The sequence below is a fragment of the Pseudomonas sp. o96-267 genome (assembly GCF_003935465.1).
Taxonomy (GTDB): domain Bacteria; phylum Pseudomonadota; class Gammaproteobacteria; order Pseudomonadales; family Pseudomonadaceae; genus Aquipseudomonas; species Aquipseudomonas sediminis.
On the sequence record NZ_RHQP01000006.1, the window covers coordinates 1 to 25779 of the forward strand.

The following is a 25779-nucleotide window of genomic DNA, read 5'->3' on the forward strand; positions in this document are numbered from 1 at the left end:
TATACGAAACCCCAGATCGCGAAAGCTGTCTGGGGTTTCTTCTTTGCAGTGTGGAAAACACTCTCAGGCCATCGCGTTGGGGGCGCTGCGCGCACCGACCAAGACGCGGTAACCGCGGTGCGCATGGCGCACCCTACGTAGCTTCGCGAGCAGAGCTCGCTCCTACGGGGTAGTGCGTTATCGGCATCAAGAAAAAGGCCACTTGAAGGTGGCCTTTGGTGTTTCTGAGAGGTCAATCGCCGCGGTATTCGCAACCACTGGTACAGGTTTCGTGGATACGTATGCGCGACAGCTCCGGCAGCAATGGCTTGACCTGTTGCCAGATCCATTTGGCCAGCACTTCGCTGGTGGGGTTTTCCAGGCCGGCGATGTCATTCAGGTAGTTGTGGTCGAGCTGTTCGTAGATCGGTTTGAAGATCGCCTTGATCTCGGAGAAGTCACGAATCCAGCCGGTATAGGGATCGACTTCACCTTCGATGTAGATGGCAACTCGGAAGGAGTGGCCATGCAGGCGGCCGCATTTGTGGCCTTCCGGTACGTGTGGTAGGCGATGGGCCGCCTCGAAGATGAACTCTTTGAACAATTCCACTGACAGCGCTCGCGTAAATGATTCCGCCTGATTGGCGTTGAGCGGCGCAGTTTATCAGGTCTGGCCCGATTGCCGCCTCATCACGTCGGCCCTATAGATTGAACGACCGGCTCATAACCCCGGTGACTCAAAGGGGTTGCAGGCGTTCTGCCAGGCGGCCGTTTTCGACCAGTTCGAGGAATTCGTCGCCGAGGCGTGCGCTTTCGGCCATGGCCTGGCGCCAGTAGCGTTCACGCCCTTCATCGTTGCCCAGGTAGCGCTTGAAGTCGGTACGATCCGGTAGCTTGCCGTGCGGCAGGCGTGCCAGGTAGTCGCGGGATGGTGCCAGCAGCAGTACGTCCTGCAGGCGGGTGCGGTCGCCACGGCGCCAGGGCATGCTCTTGTCGAACCAGCCGGGTATGACTCGGTCGGTGAAGTGCGGATAGAGCACGATGTCTTCGCCGTTGTAGGGCAGGTCGAGGTGGTAGTCGAGCAGGCCTCCGTCGCGATAGGCGCCTGGCTCCAGGCCAGGAATCTCGCGAATCGCCTCCATTACCATGGGAATCGAACCCGACGCGAGCAGGGCGTGGCGCAGGTTTTCCGGCGTCAGTGCGTGGAAGTGCGAGCGGAAGTCGCTCAGCTGCGCGAGCGGCGGGACCTGCCGTGCATCATGCAGAATCACCCGGTCGAAATGACGGCCAAGGCGTTGGCGGGCCAGCAAGTTGTTACCGATCACCGAGGACAGGCCGAGGCTGAGCTTGCCGCGATGATCATGTTGCAGCAGGCCATGGCTCTTCACTACGACGATGTGCAGACGATAGTGTGGGTTGGCGATGATGGCGGCGTCCTGATCGGCGAGTAGCTCATTGAGCATCTGCCTGCAGCTGCCGGACACCTCGGCCATGCTCACGCCCTTGGCGAAGCGCTGAGAGGTGTAGAGCTCGCCGAGTCGTCGAATACCTGCTGCGGCGTCCGGCAGGCAGGCGCTGGCGAAGCGCCAGGAACCGATGGAGGCGCCGATCAGGGCGCGCTCGCGGGGCGCACGAGGCAGCCAGTCCCCAAACAGTGCGAGATCCAGCCCCTGAATACCGATGCCCTTGGGGCCGCCTGCTGCGCCAGGCACGATGCCGACGTCTGCCGGGCTCAGGCCATTCTGGCGAATGCGCGCCAGGGCTCTGGTACCAGCCTTGATGGTCAGGGCAGGGGATTTGATATGGATCGCGCTCATCGATGCCTCCTTTCGAACAGGCGATTATAGAGCCCTGAATGGGCAGGCCAAGCCACTTCACACGGTGAATGACGCAAGTGAATTCAGCTTGAATTAAGTGCCTGGGCCTACAGTGGCAGTCACTGATTCACTGCTGGAGAACCCCCATGAAACGATTGCTCAGCCTTGCAACACTTGCCACCCTCGTCAGCGCCGCTACCATTGCCCAGGCGCGTGATCTCGGTCCGGACGAGGCGCTGCGTCTGCGTGATGCCGGAACCATCAAGTCTTTCGAACAGCTCAATGAGGCGGCACTCGCTCAGCACCCGGGTGGGAGCATCGAAGAAACTGAGCTGGAAGACGAATACGGCCGCTATATCTATCAGATCGAGCTGCGCGACGCCCAGGGCGTGCAGTGGGACCTGGAGCTGGATGCCAGCACCGGGGAAATTCTCAAGAACCACCAGGACGATTGATGAAGTTTCGTCGTACCACCGCGCTGTTGCTGGTTCTGGCAAGCGGCCTTGCCAGCGTGCCGGGTATTGCGCGCGATCTCGATCAGGATGAAGCGCTGCGTCTGCGCCGCGAGGGTGTCATCATGCCTCTCGAGCAATTGATGCAGCACATCGGCAATGCCTACCCCGGCTCCACGCTACTTGAGGCGGAGCTGGAAGAGGAGGACGGTGTGCTGGTGTATGAGGTCGAGATACTGACCACCTCGGGCGTGGTACGTGAGCTCGAACTGGATGCCCGCAACGGCAATATTCTGAAGGATGAGGAAGACGACTGATGCGCCTGTTGCTGGTGGAAGACCATGTACCCCTGGCCGATGAACTGACCGTCAGCCTGGCTCGCCAGGGTTATGCCGTGGACTGGCTGGCCGATGGTCGCGATGCGGCCTATCAGGGCGCCAGCGAGCCTTATGACCTGATCATTCTTGACCTCGGTCTGCCGGGCAAGCCGGGCCTGGAGGTGCTGCAGGAATGGCGTGCCGGTGGCCTGGCAACACCGGTGCTGGTACTCACCGCGCGTGGCTCCTGGGCCGAGCGCATCGAGGGGCTGAAGGCCGGCGCCGATGACTACCTGACCAAACCCTTCCATCCCGAAGAGTTGGCCTTGCGTATTCAGGCGTTGTTGCGCCGCGCTCATGGCCTGGCTAACCAGCCGCAACTGGAGGCTGCCGGCCTGCAACTGGACGAGAGCCGCCAGTGCGTGACAGCAGGTGGCGAAGCCATCGACCTGACTGCTGCCGAGTTTCGTTTGCTGCGTTATTTCATGCTGCATCCGGGGCAGATCCTGTCCAAGAGTCACCTCGCCGACCACCTGTATGACGGCGAGACAGAGCGTGATTCCAACGTCATCGAAGTGCACGTCAACCGCTTGCGCGGCAAGCTCGGACGCAACGTGATCGAGACTCGCCGCGGGCAGGGGTACCGCTTTACCGGAGAGCAGGGTTGAGGTCCATTCAGCGTCGGCTCGGCATTGGCCTGGCCGCGACGCTGTTGCTGGCCGGACTGGTTCTGGCACAGGCCAGCCTCTGGGTCTTCGATCATGGCCTGCGCGCTTATCTGGAGGAAGACCTGCGCGACGAGGCGCAGGGGCTGCTGACGGCGCTGGTGCGTGGGCCGTCTGGTCTGCAACTGGATGAGCGACGTCTTGATCCCTCGTTCCAGCGGCAGTTTTCCGGGCATTACTTTCGCATCGACTTTGCCGATGAGCGAAGCTGGCGTTCGCGCTCGCTGTGGGATCGTGAACTGCTCAAACCTGATGGCACGGGCATGCAGGCCGAGCTGGGCGATGGCCCGCAAGGCCAACTGCTGCTGATCTACCGCGCCGACTACCGCCGCTATGGGGAGAATCTGTCGATCAGCGTGGCGCAGGACTACCAGCCAATACTGCAGAGCTTTCGTCGCATGCAGTGGGTCGGACTCGGCCTGGGTGGTGCGGCGCTGCTGCTGATCCTGATCGCCCAGCGCTACACCGTGCACCGCGCATTACGCCCGCTGGAGCAGGTGCGCCGGCAGATCGCGCAGTTGCAGCAGGGCCGGCGTACCGACCTGGATGCCGAGGTACCTGAGGAGCTGGAGTCGCTGGTGGCACAGATCAACCACCTGCTGGCGCATACGGAAGATACCCTCAAGCGCTCGCGCAATGCCCTGGGCAACCTGGGCCATGCGCTGAAAACGCCGCTGGCTGTGTTGATCAGCCTGGCCGGTCGCGAGGAGTTGGCCGCGCATCCGGCGTTGCGCGCTAGCATGCGCGAGCAATTAGAGCAGATCGAGCAACGCCTCAGCCGCGAGCTGGGGCGTGCGCGCCTTGCTGGTGAGGTGTTGCCGGGGGCACGCTTCGATTGCGCGCAGGAGTTGCCAGGGCTGTTCGACACCTTGTCGATGATTCATGACCGTGGCCTGAGTCTAGAGTGGCAGGCGCCGCCGGGGCTGGTGCTACCGCGTGACCGTGAAGACTTGCTGGAGTTGCTCGGTAACCTGCTGGACAACGCCTGCAAATGGGCCGATCAGCGCGTGCAGTTGACGGTGGAGGAGAGCGCCGAGGGCTATCGCTTATATGTCGATGATGACGGTCCCGGCATCGATGCCGAGCGCCGTGAAGCCGTGCTGGGGCGCGGTACTCGCCTGGATGAACAGGTGGCGGGGCACGGCCTGGGCCTCGGTATCGTGCGCGATATCATCGAGGCCTGGCATGGCCGTATCGAACTGCAGGACAGCCCACTGGGTGGACTGCAAGTGATGGTCAGCTTGCCACGGCGTTGAGCCAAGGTTAGGCGGGCCATCGCTGGTAGATTACGCGGCGCGATAAGTTCGCTGGCGTTTGCGAGCGCTGTATTCAGCGCCGCTAATCCACCCTACGGATCCCTTACATCCCGTTGGCAAAGGCCGGGTTGTCGAAGCTGATGGCGGCGCGTACCGGCTGCAGGGCGTGGGCGTAACGCACCAGCACGTCGAGCGCGTAATCGATGCGGGAGCGGATTCGTTCATCGGCCTCGTCCACCGGCTGTGGACCGTTCAACACCTTCTCGACCTGACGTACGATCAAGTGCTCCGGCAGATAGCACAGACGGCAGTTCTTGTAACTGGAGGCGCGCAGTTCGCCGATCGGGTAGGCACCACCGATGCCGGAGGACACACCTACCAGCAGGCCCGGCTTGTGCGCCAGTTCGGCCTTGCTGGCGTAGATGAAGAAGTTCTTGATCGCCGGGCAGGCCATGCCATTCCACTCCGGCGCGATGATCACCACCGCATCGGCGGCCGCCAGTTGCTGCTGGTACATGCCCCAGGGGCCGGCATCTTCAGCTGGCCACAGCGGCAGCGGCGCGAGGCCCAGATCGATGATGCTGCTGCTGTCTTGAGAGGTTTGCCCCATTTCGATCAAGCGTTGACGCAGCACGCGAGCGACCTTCCCCGATTGGCTGTTTTTGCGGCTGGAGCCGGCGACCAAGGCGATATTGAGCATGCTGCTTCCCCAAAAAAGAACGCAGGCTAGGCGATTGCCTGCCTGCGCTGCAAGGGACGCGCTGCCAGATCAGGGATGATTTGGCGTCAAACACGGAACTGGTCCATCAGGCTCTGCTGGTGATTGGCCAGGCGGTTGAGGTTCTGGCTCACCTGCGCCGACTCATCGGCCTGCGCGGTGATGGCCTCGGTGACGTCGCGGATCGAGGCGACGTTGCGGTTGATCTCCTCGGCTACCGAGCTCTGTTCCTCCGCCGCGCTGGCTATCTGCAGGTTCATGTCGGTAATGGTGCTGACCGCCTGGCTGATGCGCTGCAGCGCGGCCACGGCCTGCTGCACCTGCTCGACGCTGCCCTGTGCCTGGCGATGGCTGCTGTGCATGGTGCTGACCACCTCGCGCGTGCCGCTCTGCAGGCCTTCGATCACCTGGCGGATTTCCTCGACCGAATCCTGGGTGCGTTTGGCCAGGTTGCGCACCTCGTCGGCGACCACGGCAAAACCGCGACCGGCTTCACCGGCGCGCGCGGCCTCGATGGCGGCGTTGAGGGCGAGCATGTTGGTCTGCTCGGCAATCGAACGGAGCACTTCGAGCACCGAGCCGATCTGCTCGCTGCTGCTGGCCAGGCCTTGGACTTCCTGCATGGCCACGTTCATTTCGTTGGCCAGCAGGTCGATGGTGCTGGTGGTGCGATCGATCACTTGCAGGCCTTCGCGGCTGGCCTGGTCGGCGTTGCGCGCAGCCTCTGCGGCCTGCGCGGCGTTGTGGGCAACATCCTGGGCGGTGGCACTCATTTCCTGGAAGGCGGTCGCCACCTGGTCGACCTCGCGGTACTGCTGCTGCATGCCGGTGCTGGTCTGGCTGGCGATGGCCGCCGACTGATCGGCCGTGCTACGGGCGTCGATCACGCTGTTCTTCACGTCGGCGATGATCGGCTGCAGTTTGTCGAGGAAGCGGTTGAACCAGCTGGCCAGCTCGCCCAGTTCATCCTGCCGGGCGTATTGCAGACGGCGGGTCAGGTCGCCTTCACCGCTGGCGATGTCCTTGAGCATGGCCGCCACCCCGAGAATCGGCCGCGTCACGCCGCGTGCGGTCAACCACATCAGCAACAGGCCGGCGATCACCGCGACCAGCCCCATCAGCAGCGCCATCAGGCTGTCACTGGCGCGGTTGGCATCGAGCTGTGCGCCAAGCTTGATGGCGCGTTCGAGCAAAACTTGCTGAGGCACCTCGAGCAGTACCGACCAGGGCTTGGCCTCGGGGATGGGTTTGAACGGGCTGAGTTCACGGAGCATGTCACCGTGGCGCAACTCGGCATCGCTGCCGCTCTGGATCAGGCCGCGCAGTTCGCTAGCGTTTTCGGGAAAGGCACGTTCGACAGGCAGGCTCAACAGGCTGCCGTCGCGGCTATTGCCCGCCAGCAGTGCGCTGGGGCTGAAGATACTGATATGGCCCTGGCCGTCGTACAGCTCGCGATTGGCTTCCTGGCTGATCTGCTGCAGGCTGGCCAGGCTGATATCGACGCCCATCACGCCGATGATTTTGCCGTCGAGTTCCAGCGGGAAGGCGATGCTGGTCATCAGCGTCTTCTGTCCGCCGACGTCGTCGTAATAAGGCTCCAGCACGCAGGCTTGGCGGGTCTCGCGCGGGCAGGTGTACCAGGCGTTGTAGGCCACGCCGTTGTCACCAGGCGTGGTGTCGCCGAGCAGTTGCTCGGTCATTGCCTCGGCTTCCAGCTTACCGACCGTGGGCTGCGCCCAGTACAGCGCGAAGCGGCCGGCTTCGTTACTGCCGAGGTCGGGTTGATCGGCGAACAGCTCATCCTTGCCATCCAGCGCGTTGGGTTCGAACACCAGGTACAAACCGAGCAGGGCGGGGTTGGCTTCCAGGCTGCTGCGCACCTGGCGGGTCAGGTCTTCGCGCAGGTCGAAGGCATCAAGGAAGCGCTTCTCGGCCTGCTCACGCAGGAACAGGATCTGCCGGGAGAATCCTTTACCGTACTGGTAGGCGTCCATGAAGTAGCGCTGGATACGGATTGCCTGCAGCTCGCCACGAGCTTTCAGGCGCAGCTTGGCGCTTTCCTCCAGCATGCCGGAGCTGGCCTCGCGCACCAGGCTGGCGCTGCGGCTGGACTGATACTGCGACGCGCCTACCAGCAGGGTGACGATCGCAAGCAGGCACAGGCCGGCGAGCAGGGTGATCTTCCATTGGATCGAAAGACGGCTGAACAGCATGATGTGTTCCTTTCTGCATGGACTAACAGGGTTATCGGTGTGCGGCTCGTATTCTTGATTGATACGGCGTTTGATCGAAATTATGCACGTTTAGATTTTAATAATGAACGGTCGAGCGTTTTGACAGGTATAGCCTGCATACGGCAGAGTACGCGGCTTTTTGCGCCGAGCAGGTGGAGAGCTTTATGAACGCTGTAATCGCTGCGGTCGGCATCATGCTGGTCCTTAGCCTCTGTCGCGTACACGTGGTCGTGGCGCTGATCATTGGTGCGCTGGCCGGTGGCCTGTTGGGTGGGCTGGGCGTCGAGGGCACGCTGAAAGCGTTCAACCAGGGGCTCGGTGGCGGGGCGACGGTTGCTCTGTCTTACGCGCTGCTGGGCGCTTTCGCCGTGGCCATCGCCAAGTCGGGTCTGGCTCACGCCCTGGCGGACAAGGCGCTGGCGCTGGTCGACAAACAGCAGGATGGTGCTGGCGGTGCGCTGAAATGGCTGCTGATCGCGCTGTTGCTGGCGGTGGCGATCTCCTCACAGAACCTGGTGCCGATCCATATCGCCTTCATTCCTCTGCTGGTACCGCCGCTGCTCTATGTGCTGAGCAAGTTGCAGCTCGACCGCCGCTTGATCGCCTGCGTGCTGACGTTCGGCCTGATCACGCCGTACATGTTCCTACCGGTCGGTTTTGGCGGCATCTTCCTCAACGAGATCCTGCTGGCCAACGTGGCCAAGTCCGGTGTCGACGTCACGGGCATCAGCATCACCCAGGCCATGGCGATTCCGGCGCTGGGCATGCTCTTCGGTCTGCTCGTGGCGGTGCTGTTCAGCTATCGCGGCAAGCGCACCTATGATCTGGAAAAGGTCGCGCAGGCCGAGCGTGTGGACGTGCAGTACAACCCGTTGAGCCTGCTGGTGGCGGGGCTGGCCATCGCCGCAGCGTTCATCGTGCAGCTGTGGCTGGACTCGATGATCATCGGCGCGCTGATCGGCTTCGTGATTTTCTCGGTGTCCGGCGTGGTGCGCTGGAAGGAAGCGGACGGTCTGTTCACCGAAGGCATGAAGATGATGGCCATGATCGGTTTCATCATGATCGCCGCCGCCGGTTTTGCCGAGGTGATGAAGACCACTGGTGAGGTCAAGACGCTGGTTGACAGTTCGGCAGCCTTGATCGGCCACAACAAGGCCGTTGGCGCGTTGCTGATGCTGCTGGTCGGGCTGCTGGTGACCATGGGTATCGGCTCGTCCTTCTCGACCATCCCGATCATCGCAGCGATCTTCGTGCCGTTGGGCGTGCAACTGGGTTTCAGCTCGCTGGCTATCGTCTGCATCGTCGGCACTGCCGGTGCCCTGGGCGACGCCGGTTCACCCGCTTCGGACTCGACGCTGGGGCCAACTTCGGGTTTGAACGCCGATGGCCAGCACAATCATATCTGGGACAGCGTGGTGCCCACCTTCCTACACTACAACCTGCCGCTGCTGGCGTTCGGTTGGGCTGCCGCTATGCTGCTGTAAAGGCGTGAACAGACGCCGGATTAAGTTCTCGGCGCCTTGGGTCGCTTAATTCTGCCACGGGGTTGCCGATACATCGGTAGCCCCGTTTTTGGTTTCGCACACAAGGACACTAAGAATGCGCCTGACACTGAAAGCCAAGGTCATACTGCTTGCGCTGGTTCCCGTCATCCTCTTCGCGCTGGTGCTCAGCGGCACAGCGGCGCGGGTGTTGCAAAGCCTGGCCGCTGACGAGGTCGCCGAGACCCGTGAGCGCCTGCTGCAAGAGAAACGCAGCGAGCTGGAGCATTACATCCAGATCGCTCTAGGTTCCGTCAAAGGGCTCTACGATGGGGCGGCGCAGGGCGATATGGCCAGCCGTGAACAGGCCATCACCATCCTCTCCAAGATCAAGTACGGCGCCGACGGCTACTTCTTCGGTCACGACTCCAACGTGGTGCGTCTGTTCCGAGGCGACAGCCCGGTGGATGTCGGCAAGAGCCTTGTCGACCGGCGCGACTCCAATGGCGTTTACATCAACCGTGAGCTGGTCAACGTGGCGAAGAACAACACCTACTTCGTCAACTACTCGTCGCCGCTGCCGGGCAACGAGGCCGTACAGGTGCCCAAGCTTGCCTACAGCTACTACCTGCCCAAATGGGACATGGCCCTCGGCACCGCGCTCAACCTCGACGGTATCGAAGCGCAGATCGTCGAAGTACAGTCCGAAATCGATCGCCGTATCGGCACCATCATTACCAGCATCATGGTAGTGGCGGCGATCCTTCTGCTGGTGTTTGGCGTGATAGGTGTCTGGCTGAGCAACGCTTTCCTGCGTCCGCTGCAGCAGATCAAGGCCAACCTCGACGACATCGCCGCAGGCGAGGGCGACTTGACTCGTCGTCTGCCCGTGACAAGTACCGATGAACTCGGCCAACTAGCCGGCTCCTTCAACCGTTTTGTCGAGAAGGTGCATGGCCTGGTAAGGCAGATCGTCGAAATGACCGGGCAGCTCACCGAACTGGTGGGCCAGGTTTCTGAGCAGGCGCAGCGCTCCGAACAGGCCATGGGTCAGCAGCGTCACGAGACCGACCAGGTGGCCACGGCGATCAACGAAATGTCCGCCGCCGCTCACGAAGTCGCCAAGAGTGCGCAGAATGCCGCCGAAGCCGCGCAGCAGACCGATCGCGAGGGGCAGGCAGCCAAAAGCGTGGTCGATGGCAGCATCCAGCGTATTCACTCGCTGGTGGAAGATATTCGCAGCAGCGGCGTCTCGCTCGATAGCCTGCAGCAGGACGTGCAGTCCATCGTCAGCGTGCTCGACGTGATCCGCTCAATCGCCGAACAGACCAACCTGCTGGCGCTCAACGCCGCCATCGAGGCGGCGCGTGCCGGTGAGGCAGGGCGTGGTTTTGCCGTGGTCGCCGATGAGGTGCGCGCCCTGGCCAGCCGCACCCAGCAGAGCACCCAGGAAATCCAGGGCATGATCGACCGTCTGCAGCAGGGTACGCAGCAGTCGGTGACCTCGATGCGGCGTTCCAGTGATGCCGGTGAGCTGACCAGCGAGCAGGCCAACAAGGCCGGCGAATCGCTCGACGCCATCGCCCAGCTGATCGCCACCATCAATGCGATGAACGCGCAGATTGCCAGCGCCGCCGAGGAGCAGACGGCAGTAGCCGAGGAGATCAATCGCAGCGTGCATCAGATAGCTGTTGCCGTGGACAGCGTCGCCGACGAAACCGAACGTGGTGCGCAGACGGCGCGCAGCCTGGCCGGCCTGGGTGATCGTCTCGGCGCGCTGGTGCGTCAGTTCCGTATCTGAGTCAGTGGGTAGCTCCAGCGACTGAATGCATCGCTGAGCAACTCGATCCAGGCGCGGACAGCCGGCGACATGCCGCGCCTGTGGGTGTAAGCCAGCTGGACATAGCCCTGAGGCACCGTCCAGTGCGGCAGCAATGAAACCAGGCTGCCATCGGCCAATTCCTCGTGGCAGTAAATGGTGGGCAGAAAGGTGATGCCCACTCCGGCCAATGCTGCCGATTTACGTATGGGAAAGTCGTCGACGGCCAAGCGTGCTTCCAGGGCGATCTCGCGGGCCTCCTGCGTCGTGTTGTGATGAAAGCGCAGATGAATGCGCCGGTCGGCTCCAATAGCGCCTAGCGCTGGCAACTGCTGCAGGTCTTCCGGCTGCTCCAGGCGCAGCCCGGCGACCAGATTCGGGCATGCCACCACACAGGCATGGGCGGGTATGAGGCGGCGAGTGATCAGGCCCGGCTCTTCATCATCGACGCTGCGTACGCGCAGGGCGACGTCCACCGCCTCATTGAGCAGATCGATACGGCGGCTGGTTTGCACGACCTCCAGCTGCACCCTGGGATAGCGCTTCAGAAAATCATTGATCAGATCGGGTAGCAGGGCCAAGCCCGGGGGCGTGGAGAAGCGTACCCGGCCACGCGGCTCGCTGGTCAGGTTGGTGACGGTTTCCTCGGCCTGTTCCGCTTCCAGCAACATCGCCTGGCAATGGCGCAGGTAGCGTTCGCCGATATCGGTCAGCGCCAGCTTGCGTGTCGAGCGTTGCAGCAAGCGCGCACCCAGGCGCTGCTCCAGCTCGGCGATGCGCCGCGACAGGCGCGACTTGGGAATGCCCAGCGCACGTCCGGCCGCGGCGAAACCACCGGCTTCCACTACCTTGGCGAAGTAGAACAAGTCGTTGAGGTCCTGCATTTCACTGTCCTATGTGTGGGACGAAGCATCACGATTTTGCCATCTTATCGGTTATTGGGCTCATCGGTAGTATCAGCTCCATTGTGCCGCCACGTTGCACCACTCTCTGGAGATACACCATGAAACTACTGCACATTGATTCCAGCATCCTGGGTGATGCGTCCGCTTCCCGTCAGCTCAGCCGCTCTGTTGTCGAAGCCTGGAGTGTTGCCGCGCCGAATGCCCAGGTTACCTACCGTGACCTGGCCAGTGATGCGATCAGCCACTTCTCCGCTGCCAGCCTGGTAGCCGCCGGCACTCCGGCCGAGCTGCGTGACGCCGCGCAGAAGCACGAGGCCGAATTGGCCGAGCGCACCCTGGAAGAGTTCCTGGCAGCCGATGCCATCGTCATCGGTGCGCCGATGTACAACTTCAGCGTTCCCAGCCAGCTGAAGGCCTGGATCGACCGTATCGCCGTCGCCGGCAAGAGCTTCAAGTACACCGAGAATGGCCCGGTAGGGCTGGCAGGTGGCAAGACCGTGGTGATCGCCTCCAGCGCCGGTGGTATTCATGCCGGCCAGCCGTCTGGCCAGGCGCATGAGGACTACCTGGTGCGCGTGCTGAATTTCCTCGGCATCGATGACATCGAGATCGTTCGCGCCGAAGGCCTGGCCTACGGCGAAGAGCCGCGCGCCGAAGCCATGAAAGGTGCTGCACAGCGTATCTCCGAGTTGTTCGCTACTGCCTGAGCAGAGCGCTGAAACAACAAAGCCCGCAAAAGCGGGCTTTGTTGTTTCTGTAGCGTGTGCTCAGACGATGATGCCCTGGCTGCGCAGGTAGTCGTCGTAGGTGCCGCTGAAGTCGGTCACGCCGTTGTCCGACAGTTCGATGATGCGCGTGGCCAGGGAACCAACGAACTCGCGGTCATGGCTGACGAAGATCAGCGTGCCCGGGTAGTTCTCCAGCGCCAGGTTGAGCGCCTCGATCGATTCCATGTCCAGGTGGTTGGTCGGTTCGTCCATCACCAGCACGTTGGGTTTCTGCAGGATCAGCTTGCCGAACAGCATGCGGCCTTGCTCACCACCGGAGATCACCTTCACCGATTTGAGGATCTCGTCGTTGGAGAACAGCATGCGCCCGAGCGTGCCGCGGATCACCTGTTCACCGGTGGTCCACTGGCCCATCCAGTCGAACAGGGTCACGTCATCTTCGAAATCGTGGGCGTGATCCTGTGCGTAGTATCCAACCTCGGCGCTCTCGGTCCATTTCACCGAACCGGCATCCGGCTCCATTTCGCCGACCAGGGTGCGCAGCAGGGTGGTCTTGCCGATACCGTTGGGGCCGATGATCGCCACGCGCTCGCCGGCTTCGACGGTGAAGCTGAAGTTCTTGAACAGCACCTTGTCGTCGAAGGCCTTGGACACCTTCTCGATGGTCACGGCCTGGCGGTGCAGTTTCTTGGTCTGCTCGAAGCGAATGAACGGGCTGACGCGGCTCGACGGCTTGACCTCGGCCAGCTGGATCTTGTCGATCTGCTTGGCGCGGCTGGTCGCCTGCTTGGCCTTGGAGGCGTTGGCCGAGAAGCGGCTGACGAAGCTCTGCAGCTCGGAGATCTGCGCCTTCTTCTTGGCGTTGTCGGCCAGCAGCTGCTCGCGCGACTGGGTCGCGGCAGTCATGTACTCGTCGTAGTTGCCCGGGAACAGGCGCAGCTCGCCGTAATCCAGGTCGGCCATGTGGGTGCAGACCGAGTTCAGGAAGTGACGGTCGTGGGAAATGATGATCATGGTGCTGTTACGCGCCGTGAGGATGGTTTCCAGCCAGCGGATGGTGTTGATATCCAGGTGGTTGGTCGGCTCGTCGAGCAGCAGCACGTCCGGGTCCGAGAACAGCGCCTGGGCCAGCAGCACGCGCAGCTTCCAGCCGGGGGCGACTTCGCTCATCGGGCCGAAATGCTGCTCGAGCGGGATGCCCAGGCCAAGCAGCAGCTCACCCGCGCGCGATTCAGCGGTGTAGCCGTCCATCTCGGCGAACTCGCCTTCGAGCTCGCCGACCTTCATGCCGTCTTCTTCGCTCATTTCTGACAGCGAGTAGATGCGGTCGCGCTCGGCCTTGACCTTCCACAGCTCCTCATGACCCATGATCACGGTGTCGATCACGTTGAATTCTTCGTAGGCGAACTGATCCTGGCGCAGCTTCCCCAGGCGCACGTTCGGCTCGAGCATCACCTGGCCGCCGGAAGGCTCGAGGTCGCCGCCAAGAATTTTCATAAAGGTCGACTTGCCGCAGCCGTTGGCGCCGATCAGACCGTAGCGGTTGCCGTTGTTGAACTTGACGGAAACGTTCTCGAACAGCGGCTTGGCGCCGAACTGCATGGTGATGTTAGCGGTGGAAATCAAAGGACTTACCTATCAATAACTTGAGGTGCGCTGTTTAAAGGGTGATACCGCTTTCGAGCCTTTCAGCCCGGCCCGAACTGAGGAAGACGAACCTGCGCATATAAGTGAACGCCACGCCCCTGCCGGCAGACGAGCCGATAAGGCTGGTGAGGCATGGGGGGAGTGTCGGGCATCGTGGCGCCGGTGCCTGGTGCTGCTCAGGGCGACGTTGAAGAGCGCAATGGTATCACTTGGCACTTCGAACCACAGCCCGTCATGGGCCGCTCGAGATAAAAGGTGGCAAGGCGGCGGTCGTTTTAGTGACCACCGCTAGCCGAAAAGGGCGAGGTGGGACGACCTGACTCGCCAGGCTGATGCTTCGCAAACTGAAAAATTTGTAATAAGAATGATTCGCTATTAATGTTCGCGGCGGTAGCCATGCTCTCCATGGTGTTTTCAGCCTGCTGGTAAGCGCCGCTTTATGTCATCGTCCGAAACCGATTCGATCATTCCCCTTGAGGTGCTGTACGGCACGCATCAGGGCTGGCTGCATGGCTGGCTGCGGCGTTCGGTCGGCTGTTCGCAGCAGGCGGCTGATCTGGTTCAGGACACCTTTCTGCGCCTGCTGGTGCGTGATCAGCCTGTCGACAATAGGGCGCCTCGTGCCTTGCTGGCACGTATCGCCCGTGGCCTGGTGATCGATCACTGGCGGCGCGATGCGCTGGAGCGCGCGTATCTCGAAGCCTTGGCGCTGTTGCCCGAGGCGAGCCATCCGTCGCCGGAGGTTCGCTACGAGGCCTTACAGTCCCTGGAGCGCATCGCGCAGCTGCTCGAAGGATTGAAGCCCGCCGTGCGCGAGGCGTTTCTGCTTTATCAGCTCGGCGGCCTCAACCATGCGCAGGTGGCGCGGCAACTGGGCGTTTCCAGTCGCACCGTTGAGCGCCATGTAGCCCACGCCTTGCTGCATTGCTATCGCCTGTGTTTCGAGGCTGCGCCGTGATGGCCGCCGGGCAGCCTTCCGAGGTTATCGTCCGTGCGGCCATCGAATGGCAGATGCGTCTGCGCGCCGAGCCTGCCTGCGTCGAGCTACACCGCCAGTTATATGACTGGCTGGCGCAGGACGAACAGCACGACCAGGCCTGGCAACGCCTGCAGCAGATGGCCGGGTTCTTTCAGCTGCATCCGCTGGGCGATGCGGCGCAGGCCATCCCCTTGTTGCAGCGGGCCGAGGCGGATCTGAGCCGGCGGCGCATGCTCAAGCTGCTTGGCCTGACGGCTGGTAGCGCCACGCTGCTGGCGGCGGCCTCGGTACCGGTGTGGCGCGCTGACTTCGCGACGGCCACCGGCGAAACACGGCGTTTCGAGCTGCCGGGTGATGTCGAGGTGCTGCTCAACACGGGTAGCGCGATCGATATTCACGGCCAGAAACTCTCGTTGCGTAGCGGCGAGGCGCTGGTCGAGGGCGAGCACTGGCAACTGCGCTGTGCCTTTGCCGAATGCGTGGGGCACCGCGCGCGGATGTCGGTGCGCGAGTATGACAACCGCAGCGAGATACGAGTCGAGCAGGGTGAGGTGCAGGTTCGCGTCGCCGCAGGGCATCACCAGTTGCAGGCGGGCGAGGGGCTGGCGGTATCGGCGAGGGGTATGATCCCGCTGGGGCGAAGCGCGCTCGACCCCTTCGCCTGGACACGTGGGCTGCTGGTGGTAAACGACATTCGCCTGGCGGATTTTCTCGCCGAGGCCGGGCGCTATCGGCACGGTTGGCTGGGCTGCGATCCGGCGGTGGCCGACCTGCGCCTGTCCGGGGTGTTCCGCCTCGCTGAGCCCGAGTTGATGCTGCGCAATATCACTCATCTGTTGCCGGTGGCGCTGGTCGAGCGAACCCGTTGGTGGGTGCGCGTTGTGCCAGTCGCATAAAAAACTTGTCGGACTTTGGCGGCTCATCCGGTTAGGGGTGATCACTCCCTGAATGGATACCCTCATGCGCTCTACCTGCTCTCTGCCGTCGCGCCTGCAACCGCGCAAGCTGTCCACTGCCATTTGTATCGCCCTGGCGCTAGGCGGCGCAGCCACCAGCCCCACGTTGCTGGCGGCCGAGCCGACGCCACGTGCCGCCGCTGCTGATGTACCGGGCGGGTCGCTGGATCAAACGCTGAGCCTCTATGCCGAGCGGGCTGGTATTACCTTGTCGTACTCGCCGGAGACAGTCCGCGGGCGGGTAAGCCCCGGCTCGGCAGGCGCGCACTCGGTAGAGGAAGGCTTGTCGCAGATTCTCGGCGGCACCGGGCTGGTGGCCGAGGAGACCGCGTCCGGCTATGTGGTGCGGCCGCTACGCGCCGATGACAGCTATCAGCTGCAGCCTGTGACCGTCGAGGCCGCGCCGACGCAAAGCGCCTTTGCGCCGCTGCCGGGTTATTTCGCCAGCAATGCCAGCACGGCAACCAAGACCGATTTGCCGATTCTGCAGACCGCGCAGAGCATCAGCGTGGTCACCGCCGGGCAGATCGCCGATCGCAAGGTCGATCGCGTAGAAGACGCCGTGGCCTACAGCGCTGGCGTGCGTACCGGCGGCTCGGGGCTCGATCCGCGCTTCGATCAGATCAACATCCGCGGCTTCGACACGACCATGTCCGCTGACTTCCTCGACGGTCTGCGCCAGCCCTACAACGGCTGGTTGTCGATCTACGGCACGGAGGCCTACGCCCTGGAGCGCATCGAGGTGCTCAAGGGCCCGGCTTCGGTGTTGTACGGGCAGATCAGCCCCGGCGGCATGGTCAACCGAGTGAGCAAGCGGCCTAGCCTGCAGGCGAAGAATCAGGTGGAAATCCAGGCCGGTAATCACGATCACCAGCAAGGGCAGTTCGATGTCGGCGGCAAGCTGGACGAGGCGGGCGATGTACTGTTTCGCACCGTCGGTGTCTATCGTGACGCCCACTACGACATCGAACAGCTGAACAATGACGTGCGCATGCTGGCGCCGTCGCTGAGCTGGCAGATCGATCCGGCCACCAGCTTGACCCTGCTCGCGCAATATCAGGAGCGCGAGACCGCCGCCTCGCCAATGCTCTATCACGACGGTAACCGCCTCACCGATTTCTGGCAGGGCGATGAGTACTTCGACAAGCTCGGCCAGCGTCAGTGGACCTTCGGCTACGAGTTCGAACACGCCTTCAACGACACTTTCAGCCTGCAGCAGAATCTGCGTTATGGCCAGCTGGACACCACCAACCAGTACCTGCAACCCAACGGCACGATCACCAACGGGGTGATGGAGCGTTATGCCGTCGGGGTATACGAGGATATGGAGTCGGTGAGCAGCGACACTCGCCTGGTCAGCCGTTTCGCCACTGGCGAACTGCAGCACACCCTGCTGACTGGCTGGGATTACGCCTGGTTCGACAGTTCGGTGCTTTACGCCTCCGGGCCGGCGCCGTCGATCGACATCAACGCACCGGATTATCACCAGCCGGTCAGTCGTCCAGGCACCTTGCTGGCTGACCAGGACAGCCTGACCCAGCGTAGTGGCATCTATCTGCAGGACCAGATCGAACTCGACCGCTGGCGTCTGTCGGCCGGCGTGCGCCGCGACTGGGTGCATGTGCGCACCAGCGACAACCTGAGCGATAGCAATAGCAAGCGCAGTGACTCTGCTACCACCTATCAACTGGGGGCGCTGTACCTGTTCGACAATGGGTTGGCGCCCTATGCCAGTTATGCCGAGTCCTTCCTGCCGCAGAGCGGCAGCAACGCCGCCGGCCCGCTCAAACCGACCGAAGGCAAGCAGTATGAGATCGGCCTCAAGTACCAGCCGCCTGGCACCAGTGCACTGTTCACCGCGTCGCTCTATCACCTGACGCAGGAGAACGTCTCGACCCGCGACCCACTCGATCCGCTCAACACCGTACAGACCGGCGAACAGGTATCACGTGGTCTCGAGCTGGAGGCCGTGGCCGACCTCAGCGATCGCCTGCATCTGACAACCAGCTATAGCTACAACGACCCCGAGGTGACCAAGAGCAACGATGGCAACCAGGGCAAGGACCCGAAAAACACGCCGCGCCACATGGCGGCGCTGTGGCTCGATTACAAACTACCGCTTGGTCTCGGTTTCGGAGCGGGCGCGCGCTACACCAGCAGCGTCTACGGCAACAACATGAACACGGTGAAAAGCGAGGACTACACCCTGTTCGACGCCGGGGTGCACTACGACTTCGCTGGCGAACTGGACGGTGTGCGTCTAGCCGTCAATGCCCGCAACCTGACCGACAAGCAATACGTCAACTGTCAGGATGGCTATTGCTATCGTGGCGAGGCGCGCAGCGTAATCACCAGCCTGAGCTACAGTTGGTGAGTGCGCTGAGCTGGCTGCGCGGCGCCGTAACGGCGCTGCTGCTGGGTGGCCTTGCCACTGCCCAGGCCGACCCGGTCAATCTGGACGGTAGTGAACAATGGCTGATGAAGAGTGCCGAGGGCCGTGACTACCGCATCATGGTCAGCCTGCCGGAGGGCGATGTGCCTTATACCGGCGGCTACCCGGTGGTCTATCTGCTCGACGGCAATGCCTACTTTCCGGCATTCCATGCAGCCAAGCGGGCGCAAAAGCAATGGCGCAAGGCGATTATCGTCGCCATCGGCTACCCCAGCAGCACGCCGCTGGATTTCGAGCGTCGTGCGTTCGACCTGTCGCCGCCGCAACTGCTCGAGCGCAATGATCCACCGCAAGGTGGTCAGGACCTGTTTCTCGATTTCATCGAGCAGCGCCTCATGCCGCGGGTCAACCAGCGCTTCAAGGTCGATCAGGACCAGATCAGCCTCGTCGGCCATTCCTTCGGTGGCATGTTCGGCATCTACGCGTTGTTTACCCGGCCGCAGCTGTTCCAGCATGTCGTCGCCATCAGTCCCAGCCTGTGGTGGCGTGACCGCTACCTGCTGGAGCATGAGCGGGCATTCACCAAACGAGCGCATGCAGGAGAACTAGATCTGACCCACCGGAGCCTGAGCATGTGGGTGGGCGACCGTGAAATGCCGCAGGAAATTCAGGATGTGCGCTCACTGCAACTGCGTCTGGAATCCCTCTCGCAGTACGGTCTGCGCAGTGATTTCCAGCTCGAGGCGGGCGAGGACCATATGTCGATCCCGTTTCGTGTCACTTCTCGGGTGCTGGAAGAGCTGATGAGCACGCGGCGCTACTGAGTAGGGCCGCATCTAGAGCTGAGCAGGGTGTGTTGAGGTCCAATCGGGTTGATTCGGGACCCATGCATGGACTAGGCGGCTGGCCCAGTGCTCGCCAGCTAAGGGCGGACACGAACGCTGGTGGACGCGGCTGAGAAACCCTTCGCGAAGACATGGTGTTGTGCTTCCGGTGGGTAAAGCTGGCGCTTCATCAACATACAGGCCCACAGCCAGCCAATGTTGGCGTCGTCCAGCTTGACCTGCGCCAGCATGCCTCGAGTGGACAGGTGGGTACATCAATATCGTGGTCTGTCCCCGGTTACCCACGCATGGGAGCCTCCAGGGAGCGAAGGCTTTTCACTCTAGGCGGGAGCAGGCTGGGCTCACAAGCAGAAGTGGAAGATTATTTTGAGTATAAGAAAATAATTAATAATTATTTTATGGAATAAAGATTTCTTCGTACTGTCGCGCTCAGCCCCGCACATCCGCCGGGCGTCTGCCAAACGCGCCGGACTGCTGATCCAGCCGGTGCCACAGACCGAGAACAAGGACATCATGAAGAAGACCCTGCTGTTGACCGCTCTGGCCGCTGCCCTGACTGCCTCTCTGGCCCATGCTGGCGAAAAACTGAGCGTTGCCGCCACCCCGGTGCCGCACGCCGAAATTCTCGAACTGATCAAGCCCGAGCTGGCCAAGCAAGGCGTGGATCTGGATATCAAGGTCTTCACCGACTACGTTCAGCCCAACCTGCAGGTGAGCCAGAAGAACCTGGATGCCAACTACTTCCAGACCAAGCCGTACCTGGACACCTTCAATGCGCAGCGCGGTACCGAACTGGTGATCGTGCAGGGCGTACACGTCGAACCCTTCGGCGCTTATTCGACCAAGTACAAATCCCTCGATGAGTTGCCGAACGGCGCCACCATTGCCATCCCTAACGAAGTCAGCACCAGCGGCCGTGCGCTGCTCCTGCTGCAGAAGGCTGGCCTGCTGACCCTCAAGGATCCCAACAGCGCCCAGGCGCTGCCGCGTGACATCGCCGATAACCCGCGCAACTTCAAGTTCCGCGAGCTGGAGGCAGCCACCGTGCCGCGCGTACTGAATCAGGTCGACCTGGCGCTGATCAACACCAACTATGCGCTGGAGGCCAAGCTCAATCCCAAGCGCGACGCGCTGGTGATCGAAGGCAGCGATTCGCCTTACGTCAACTACCTGGTGGCTCGCCCGGACAACCAGGACAGCGAGGCGATCAAGAAGCTCTCCGCCGCGCTGACCAGCCCGCAAGTGAGAGCTTTCATCGAAAAACGTTATGAAGGCGCGGTACTGCCGGCCTTCTGATCGAACGTGCAAGGCGGCTCTTTTTGTGGCTCGCCATCCCTGGCAGCCACCCTGCGGGCCGTCGCGGCGCGACGTCAAAAACTTCTCCCGGAAGTTTTTTGTGTCCTAGCTGCCCACCGTTGAACACGGTAGTAAACCTGTGCAAACGGGTTTGCGTTTACGCCGAGCCGGCTCAGCCGACTCGGCGTTCTTTTTTCGCACGATAGGCCAGCACAGCCAGGCTGCCCCTGCCGGCGTGCATGAATGGCAAATTGCCTTCCCGGCGCTATGTGCCTACGATTCGCTGGTTTGAAATGCCATGCCGACGGCCTCTGAAACGCAGAGAGAGGCTAGGGCGCACATGATTTGCGTCAAAGCCTCAGTGCTAGGCTCCTGTTGCCACCTCTCAACTTGCGCGAACCCATGGTCACTACCGTCATCCTTGGCATGCTCTGCGTGTACCTGCTGTGCTTTTCCGTGATGTTCCTGCTGATCAGCACCCGGCTGAACGGCAAGAAAATGGGCGTGGAAGTCTTCGCGCTGGGTAACCTGCTGCTTGGCCTCGCCTACATCCTGCAGTTGTTCGGCGGCCCACCGGATGAGGTACTGGTGAGTGTGGTCAACCACACGCTGACGCTCAGTGCCCCTGTCGTCTATGTGCTGGGTGCCATGCACTTTTTCGAGCGTCCGACCCCGGTGCTGCGTCCGTTGCTCACACTGGCGGCAGGTTACACGGTGTTGCAGCTGCTGGTGCAATGGCTGCTGGGAACCGAAGCCCGCCACGCCATGCTGGCCGCGGCCTGCGCTTCACTATTTCTGGCTATGACGCTGGCGGTGCTCTACGGCCGGCGAACCTTCGCCAGGGATCTGCGTGTCGAAATGCTCGTGTTCGCCGTGCTGATCGGCGGCATCTGCATCCTCAATGCCATGAAGTTCGCGGTAATTCTCGATGGCGGTCTGGCTGCCATCGACATGAGCAGCGGCTTCCAGAAGATTTTCTATATCTACATGTCTTTCCTGGCGACCGTGCTACCGCCCTGCGCCGTTTGGCTGGTGCTGCGCCGCCTTACCGATGAACTGCGCAACCTGGCAGCGCATGACCCACTGACCCAGTTGCTGAACCGGCGCGGGCTGATGGATGCTCTGGACGCGTACTTTCGCTCGCGCACAGCCGGCCCGGCGTATCTGCTGATCGTGGATATCGATCACTTCAAGCGTATCAACGACACCTATGGCCACAAGGCCGGTGACCGTGTTCTGAGCCACGTCGCCGCTGTGCTCAAGGCTACGGCACGCCAGGGCGACCTGGTCTGCCGCTTGGGCGGCGAGGAATTCGTGGTCATCGCCCTGGACACCGACAGCGCCGGCGCTCAGCAACTCGCCGAGCGCATGCGAGCGGCGATCGAGCACAACGAAGTGGCCGGCACAGGCCTGAAGCAACCGATTCGCTGTACGGCGACCCTTGGTGCTTCGGGGGCTTTTACAGCTGCGCAGGACTTCGACGCGTTTCTGCAGCAGGCGGATGCCGCCCTGTACCGGGGGAAGACACAGGGGCGGAATCGGGTGGAGTGGGCAGGGGGAGTAGAGCGGTCAGTGCAGATGTACGGGCTATAACGGCTGGCCAAAAGCGGTCACGGCATTTCCTCATAAAGTAGAGGCGTTTTGGGCGGGTTAGGTACGAACGGCATGGTTGTATCGAGTGCCCGATCTCGAGTTCGCATTTGTATTCAAATGTTAGAAATTCGGCTCACAGTGCTAGAAACCACAATCTACGGGCCTGCGTAAGCAGTTTCTGCATTGATCATCAAAGTGGCATGGGGCCTGGGAAGGAATATAATGGCGGCCCTTTGTCACTTCGGATCCATTGTGGACACATCAAGCCCCAGCGGTTGTAGACGCTCTTCTGAAACGAAAAATGATGAGGTGATGCGGTGATCGAGCCGACCCTCACTCTCCTGTTCGGTACCCTCGTTATCCTGGCGATCATTGCGGCAAACGGCTATTTCGTCGCCCAGGAATTCGCCTACATGGCCGTCGACCGTACGCGGCTTGCCGTACTGGCTGCCGACGGTGATGCCTCCGCCAAGCGCGCGCTTGAAGTGACGAAGCGGACCAGCTTTATGCTGTCGGGTGCCCAGCTGGGCATCACTGTGACAGGTCTGCTGGTCGGTGTCGTGGCAGAGCCGTTGGTTGGACAGTCGCTCGGTGTATTGCTGGGCGGGGTCGGCATTCCGTCCGAGGTCGGCGTAACCGTCGGTACGCTGCTTGCCTTGGTGGTTGCCACGATTATCCAGATGATTTTTGGCGAGCTCTATCCGAAGAACCTGGCAATCGCCAATGCCGATCCTCTGGCCAGAGGTCTTGCCCGCTCGACCCTGATTTACCTGACGGTATTCGGTTGGTTGATCGGCTTCTTCGACAAGTCGGCCAACATTTTCCTGCGCATGCTGCGCATCGAACCCGTCCACGATCTGGACGTAAGTGTCTCGGCCGACGATCTACCGCACATCATCTCTGACTCGCGTGACAGTGGAGATCTTCCCGTAGAGCTCTCGCTGATGCTGGATCGTATTCTCGACTTCCCTCAGCAAGACGTTGAGCACGCCATGATTCCCCGCTCACAGGTCGACTGGCTGCCCCCTGAGACGACGTTGGTCAAACTGCGCGAACTCATGGCCAGTGGTCATACCCGTTACCCCGTCATCCACGAGGACACCCCTGTCGGCGTCGTTCACCTCACGGATGTTCTGTTGCGACTATTAGCAGGGGATACTGAAGACACTGTTGAGTCGGTGATGAGACCGGCCACGGTTATGCCTACCCTCATGGCGCTACCGGATGCCCTTGCCGAGCTGATTCAGACCAACAACCAGCTGGCCTGCGTCATCGATGAATACGGCAGCTTCGTAGGTGTGCTGACCCTTGAGGACCTCGCTGAAGAAATCGTCGGCGAAATTACCGATGAGCATGACGAAGAGAGCGCCGATCCGCTCATGCCTGGCGGTGACGGCATCTGGATCATGGATGGCGACGTGCACCTGGACGAGGTCGAGCGTGCGCTCGGCTATGACCTGCCTTGCGAGGACGTCGAAACCATCGCGGGCCTGTTGATCGCGGAGCTGGGTGCTTTGCCCGCCGAAGGCGACATCGTGACGATAACCTTGCCTGAGGATCCTTCAGAGCTGGTTTCCGATCTGCCCGTGGCGCGTCAGCTAGTGATCGAGGTACTGCGGGTTGAGCGGTACGTGCCGACGCAGGTGCGTGTCACGCTCGTCGAGACGTTGCAACAGGAGGAAGCGCAATGAATGATCCCCTGATCATCACATTGGTGACCATTGTCCTCATCGTGCTCAGTGCAGTCTTCGTCATCATCGAGTTCGCACTGCTCGGTGCCCGTCGTCACCGCCTCGAGGAACTGGCTCCGACCAGCAGCTCTGCACGCGCCGCGTTGCGCGGCATGAACGACCTGACCCTGATGCTGGCTGGTGCTCAGCTGGGCATCACGTTCTGTACCTTCGCACTGGGCGCCGTGACCAAGCCTGCTGTCGACACCTGGCTGGGCCCGCTGCTGATCGCCTGGGGTGTGCCCGAGTGGGCGGCGGGTGGTGCGTCCTTCGCGCTCGCGCTCTTCGTGGTGACCTTCCTGCACCTGGTCGTTGGCGAGATGGCACCGAAATCCTGGGCGATTGCGCACCCGGAACGTTCGGCACTTGCCGTGGGGCTGATATCGCGCGCGTACATCTGGCCATTGCGACCACTGATGAGGTGGGTCAATCGGATTGCGAACCGCCTGGTCAAGGCGTCCGGTGTCGAGCCTGTCGAAAGCGCTGCGGTGGGTGGGCAGGACATCGCCACCATTCGCAAGCTCGTCGAGCACTCTGCTGAGGTTGGAACGCTCCAGCCTGCTCTTCAGCAGCAGATCTCCAGTCTTATTGATCTTGGCACCTTGCCGATCGAGGAGCTGGTAACGAGTAACGCTGTCCCTGTGCATGTCACGTTTGATGCGTCCGTAGAGGATGTACGTGCCATCGCTGCTCAGTCAGGCCATCTGCGGATCCTGATACTCGGCGCCAGCGACAAGCTGCCTTTGGTCGTTCACCTGCGTGACACTCTGCTTGAACCGAATACGCGACCGGCGCGGGAAATCGCCCGCCAGGTTTTCGTTCTGGACGCGAAAACGCCGGTCTACGAATCCCTGGCGCTCATGCGTAAGTCGAGCGTTCAGCTTGCGGTGGTCATGCAAGACGGGCAGTTGAAAGGGGTGGTAACGCTCGCCGACATACTGGCGCGCATACTGCCTCTGGCGACCGCTTCCTAGCCGACTCTCCCGTCAGCCCCGGACCAAGTTACTCCGGGGCTGACGGGATTGGGCTCGCGTTGACAGGCTGCCCGTGGCTAACCGACCTGTAGCCTGTTCCAGATGCGTGAGATGGATCTGCGATTCTGATGATAGAAACCCTGGTCGTGCAGGCAGCAACGGGCTTCGGTCTCGGCCAGTTGCCGTTCATGCCCGGAACCTTCGGCTCGTTGCTTGGTTTGCCTCTGGTCTGGTGGCTGCTGGGTCATCCACCGAGGCGGCAGGCTCTCATCGCGGTGATCCTGCTGGTTGTAGCTGTACCGCTCTGCCACTGGGCTTCGCTGTGGCTGGGGGGCGGGGATATTCCACAGATCGTTGCAGACGAGTACCTGGTGTTTCCGGTCTCGGTGATCGGGCTCGCTTCAATGCGCCGTCCCTGGGTGCTCCTGACAGCGTTCGTGCTATTTCGCTTGTTCGATGCCCTCAAGCTGCCGCCGCTGAATTTTCTCGAGGCAGTCGGTGGTGGGCTGGGTATCGTCCTGGACGACCTTATGGCGGCCGTTTACAGCTGGATTGTGATCGCGGTTGCTATTCGTTTATGGCGTTGGTTCTGTAAAAAACAGGCCATATGAGCTCAAAGAGAGCCTATCGAATCCGCCCATATCGTTAACACCATGACCTCTTCTCGCCGATAGCCGACCCTCTTAACGACAACTATCTGCTAGTCGAGGCCGGCTATTTGCGATTGATTCATCGGTCTAGGCCGGTCCTGTTTGCCTAAAGCAAGTGACTGTCTGGCTGACGAAGCGCCCGATAGTGGCGGCGAGCGTGACACCTGATGGCGCGACTCGCTGACAGGTCATATGAATATTCTTATTCGGTATTTAAAGTAATTTTCTTATACCTATAAAGTCACATCCCATGCGTACCTGCCGACCAATCGGCGCGCCGCACTGA

Annotated in this window: 22 protein-coding genes and 3 pseudogenes; 17 read left to right on the plus strand and 8 right to left on the minus strand. The window is 61.7% G+C overall.

Translation table 11 applies throughout. From position 1 onward, the window contains the following. Positions 1-232: 232 nt before the first annotated feature. A complete protein-coding gene (gene queD / locus EGJ86_RS05275; RefSeq protein WP_125834303.1) occupies positions 233-589 on the minus strand; it encodes a 6-carboxytetrahydropterin synthase QueD in 357 nt (118 codons plus the stop codon). Positions 590-716: 127 nt separating this feature from the next. Further along, positions 717-1796: a patatin-like phospholipase family protein gene (locus tag EGJ86_RS05280; RefSeq protein WP_125834304.1), complete on the minus strand. Its 1080-nt coding sequence runs from the start codon at positions 1794-1796 to the stop codon at positions 717-719. A gap of 146 nt (positions 1797-1942) precedes the next feature. On the opposite strand from EGJ86_RS05280, the gene EGJ86_RS05285 reads away from it, so the two are divergent. The 4 genes from EGJ86_RS05285 to EGJ86_RS05300 are packed head-to-tail and all read left to right on the plus strand — an operon-like array spanning position 1943 to position 4546. Further along, positions 1943-2251: a PepSY domain-containing protein gene (locus EGJ86_RS05285; RefSeq protein WP_099526821.1), complete on the plus strand. Its 309-nt coding sequence runs from the start codon at positions 1943-1945 to the stop codon at positions 2249-2251. After that, positions 2251-2565: a PepSY domain-containing protein gene (locus EGJ86_RS05290; protein ID WP_125834305.1), complete on the plus strand. Its 315-nt coding sequence runs from the start codon at positions 2251-2253 to the stop codon at positions 2563-2565. The genes EGJ86_RS05285 and EGJ86_RS05290 overlap by 1 nt, the downstream gene beginning before the upstream one ends. Beyond that, positions 2565-3233, plus strand: coding sequence for a response regulator transcription factor (locus EGJ86_RS05295; protein ID WP_125834306.1), 669 nt, complete (start codon positions 2565-2567; stop codon positions 3231-3233). The genes EGJ86_RS05290 and EGJ86_RS05295 overlap by 1 nt, the downstream gene beginning before the upstream one ends. After that, complete coding sequence (locus EGJ86_RS05300) at positions 3230-4546, plus strand: ATP-binding protein (RefSeq protein ID WP_125834307.1); 1317 nt, start codon at positions 3230-3232, stop codon at positions 4544-4546. Before EGJ86_RS05295 ends, EGJ86_RS05300 begins: the two co-directional genes overlap by 4 nt. Positions 4547-4649: 103 nt before the next feature. Here the strand turns inward: EGJ86_RS05300 and EGJ86_RS05305 are convergent, their stop codons facing one another. The 3 genes and pseudogenes from EGJ86_RS05305 to EGJ86_RS25555 all read right to left on the minus strand — a co-directional run. Then, positions 4650-5246 carry an NADPH-dependent FMN reductase gene (locus EGJ86_RS05305; protein WP_125834308.1) on the minus strand — a complete coding sequence of 199 codons (597 nt, stop codon included), beginning with the start codon at positions 5244-5246 and terminating at the stop codon, positions 4650-4652. Between the two features lie 86 nt (positions 5247-5332). Continuing rightward, positions 5333-6088 (minus strand): methyl-accepting chemotaxis protein, encoded by a 756-nt coding sequence (locus tag EGJ86_RS25550; protein WP_372237959.1) that lies wholly within the window; start codon positions 6086-6088, stop codon positions 5333-5335. 150 nt (positions 6089-6238) lie between these two features. Further along, positions 6239-7477, minus strand: a pseudogene (locus tag EGJ86_RS25555) (chemotaxis protein); the annotation flags it as partial. A 185-nt stretch (positions 7478-7662) separates the two neighbouring features. Here EGJ86_RS25555 and EGJ86_RS05315 point away from each other — a divergent pair. The 3 genes and pseudogenes from EGJ86_RS05315 to EGJ86_RS25565 form a co-directional block, all read left to right on the plus strand. Continuing rightward, positions 7663-8982: a Na+/H+ antiporter family protein gene (locus EGJ86_RS05315; RefSeq protein ID WP_125834310.1), complete on the plus strand. Its 1320-nt coding sequence runs from the start codon at positions 7663-7665 to the stop codon at positions 8980-8982. Positions 8983-9097: 115 nt separating this feature from the next. After that, positions 9098-9622: pseudogene (locus tag EGJ86_RS25560) on the plus strand (cache domain-containing protein); the annotation flags it as partial. Positions 9623-9781: 159 nt separating this feature from the next. Further along, positions 9782-10780: pseudogene (locus tag EGJ86_RS25565) on the plus strand (methyl-accepting chemotaxis protein); the annotation flags it as partial. Here the strand turns inward: EGJ86_RS25565 and EGJ86_RS05325 are convergent. Beyond that, positions 10765-11682 (minus strand): LysR substrate-binding domain-containing protein, encoded by a 918-nt coding sequence (locus EGJ86_RS05325; RefSeq protein WP_106732468.1) that lies wholly within the window; start codon positions 11680-11682, stop codon positions 10765-10767. The pseudogene EGJ86_RS25565 and the gene EGJ86_RS05325 overlap by 16 nt on opposite strands. 119 nt (positions 11683-11801) lie before the next feature. Here EGJ86_RS05325 and EGJ86_RS05330 point away from each other — a divergent pair, with 119 nt between their 5' ends. Continuing rightward, complete coding sequence (locus tag EGJ86_RS05330; RefSeq protein WP_125834312.1) at positions 11802-12410, plus strand: FMN-dependent NADH-azoreductase; 609 nt, start codon at positions 11802-11804, stop codon at positions 12408-12410. A gap of 60 nt (positions 12411-12470) precedes the next feature. Here the strand turns inward: EGJ86_RS05330 and EGJ86_RS05335 are convergent, their stop codons facing one another. After that, entirely contained in the window at positions 12471-14057 is a 1587-nt protein-coding gene (locus EGJ86_RS05335; RefSeq protein WP_125834313.1) for an ABC-F family ATPase, read from the minus strand. A 460-nt stretch (positions 14058-14517) separates the two neighbouring features. On the opposite strand from EGJ86_RS05335, the gene EGJ86_RS05340 reads away from it, so the two are divergent. The 4 genes from EGJ86_RS05340 (at position 14518) to EGJ86_RS05355 (ending at position 19229) form a co-directional block, all read left to right on the plus strand. Further along, a complete protein-coding gene (locus EGJ86_RS05340) occupies positions 14518-15036 on the plus strand; it encodes a sigma-70 family RNA polymerase sigma factor (RefSeq protein ID WP_125834314.1) in 519 nt (172 codons plus the stop codon). Then, on the plus strand, positions 15036-15953 hold the full coding sequence (locus EGJ86_RS05345) for a DUF4880 domain-containing protein (RefSeq protein ID WP_125834315.1): 918 nt from the start codon (positions 15036-15038) through the stop codon (positions 15951-15953). The genes EGJ86_RS05340 and EGJ86_RS05345 overlap by 1 nt, the downstream gene beginning before the upstream one ends. A gap of 64 nt (positions 15954-16017) precedes the next feature. Continuing rightward, complete coding sequence (locus EGJ86_RS05350; protein ID WP_125834316.1) at positions 16018-18387, plus strand: TonB-dependent siderophore receptor; 2370 nt, start codon at positions 16018-16020, stop codon at positions 18385-18387. After that, on the plus strand, positions 18384-19229 hold the full coding sequence (locus EGJ86_RS05355; RefSeq protein WP_125834317.1) for an alpha/beta hydrolase: 846 nt from the start codon (positions 18384-18386) through the stop codon (positions 19227-19229). Before EGJ86_RS05350 ends, EGJ86_RS05355 begins: the two co-directional genes overlap by 4 nt. A gap of 98 nt (positions 19230-19327) precedes the next feature. Here EGJ86_RS05355 and EGJ86_RS25570 read toward each other — a convergent pair whose 3' ends face one another. Continuing rightward, positions 19328-19480, minus strand: a complete 153-nt coding sequence (locus EGJ86_RS25570) for a LasR-specific antiactivator QslA (RefSeq protein ID WP_177431981.1) — start codon at positions 19478-19480, stop codon at positions 19328-19330. A gap of 283 nt (positions 19481-19763) precedes the next feature. On the opposite strand from EGJ86_RS25570, the gene EGJ86_RS05360 reads away from it, so the two are divergent. From EGJ86_RS05360 to EGJ86_RS05380, 5 genes are all read left to right on the plus strand, one after another. Continuing rightward, the gene (locus EGJ86_RS05360; protein WP_125834318.1) at positions 19764-20546 is read left to right on the plus strand and encodes a MetQ/NlpA family ABC transporter substrate-binding protein; all 783 of its coding nucleotides are present in this window, start codon (positions 19764-19766) and stop codon (positions 20544-20546) included. 402 nt (positions 20547-20948) lie between these two features. Continuing rightward, positions 20949-22139: a GGDEF domain-containing protein gene (locus EGJ86_RS05365; RefSeq protein ID WP_125834319.1), complete on the plus strand. Its 1191-nt coding sequence runs from the start codon at positions 20949-20951 to the stop codon at positions 22137-22139. A 317-nt stretch (positions 22140-22456) separates the two neighbouring features. Then, positions 22457-23830 carry a hemolysin family protein gene (locus EGJ86_RS05370; RefSeq protein WP_125834320.1) on the plus strand — a complete coding sequence of 458 codons (1374 nt, stop codon included), beginning with the start codon at positions 22457-22459 and terminating at the stop codon, positions 23828-23830. Then, positions 23827-24843, plus strand: a complete 1017-nt coding sequence (locus tag EGJ86_RS05375; RefSeq protein ID WP_092375849.1) for a CNNM domain-containing protein — start codon at positions 23827-23829, stop codon at positions 24841-24843. The genes EGJ86_RS05370 and EGJ86_RS05375 overlap by 4 nt, the downstream gene beginning before the upstream one ends. A 128-nt stretch (positions 24844-24971) precedes the next feature. Further along, positions 24972-25454: a phosphatidylglycerophosphatase A gene (locus EGJ86_RS05380; protein WP_125834321.1), complete on the plus strand. Its 483-nt coding sequence runs from the start codon at positions 24972-24974 to the stop codon at positions 25452-25454. Positions 25455-25779: the final 325 nt, after the last annotated feature.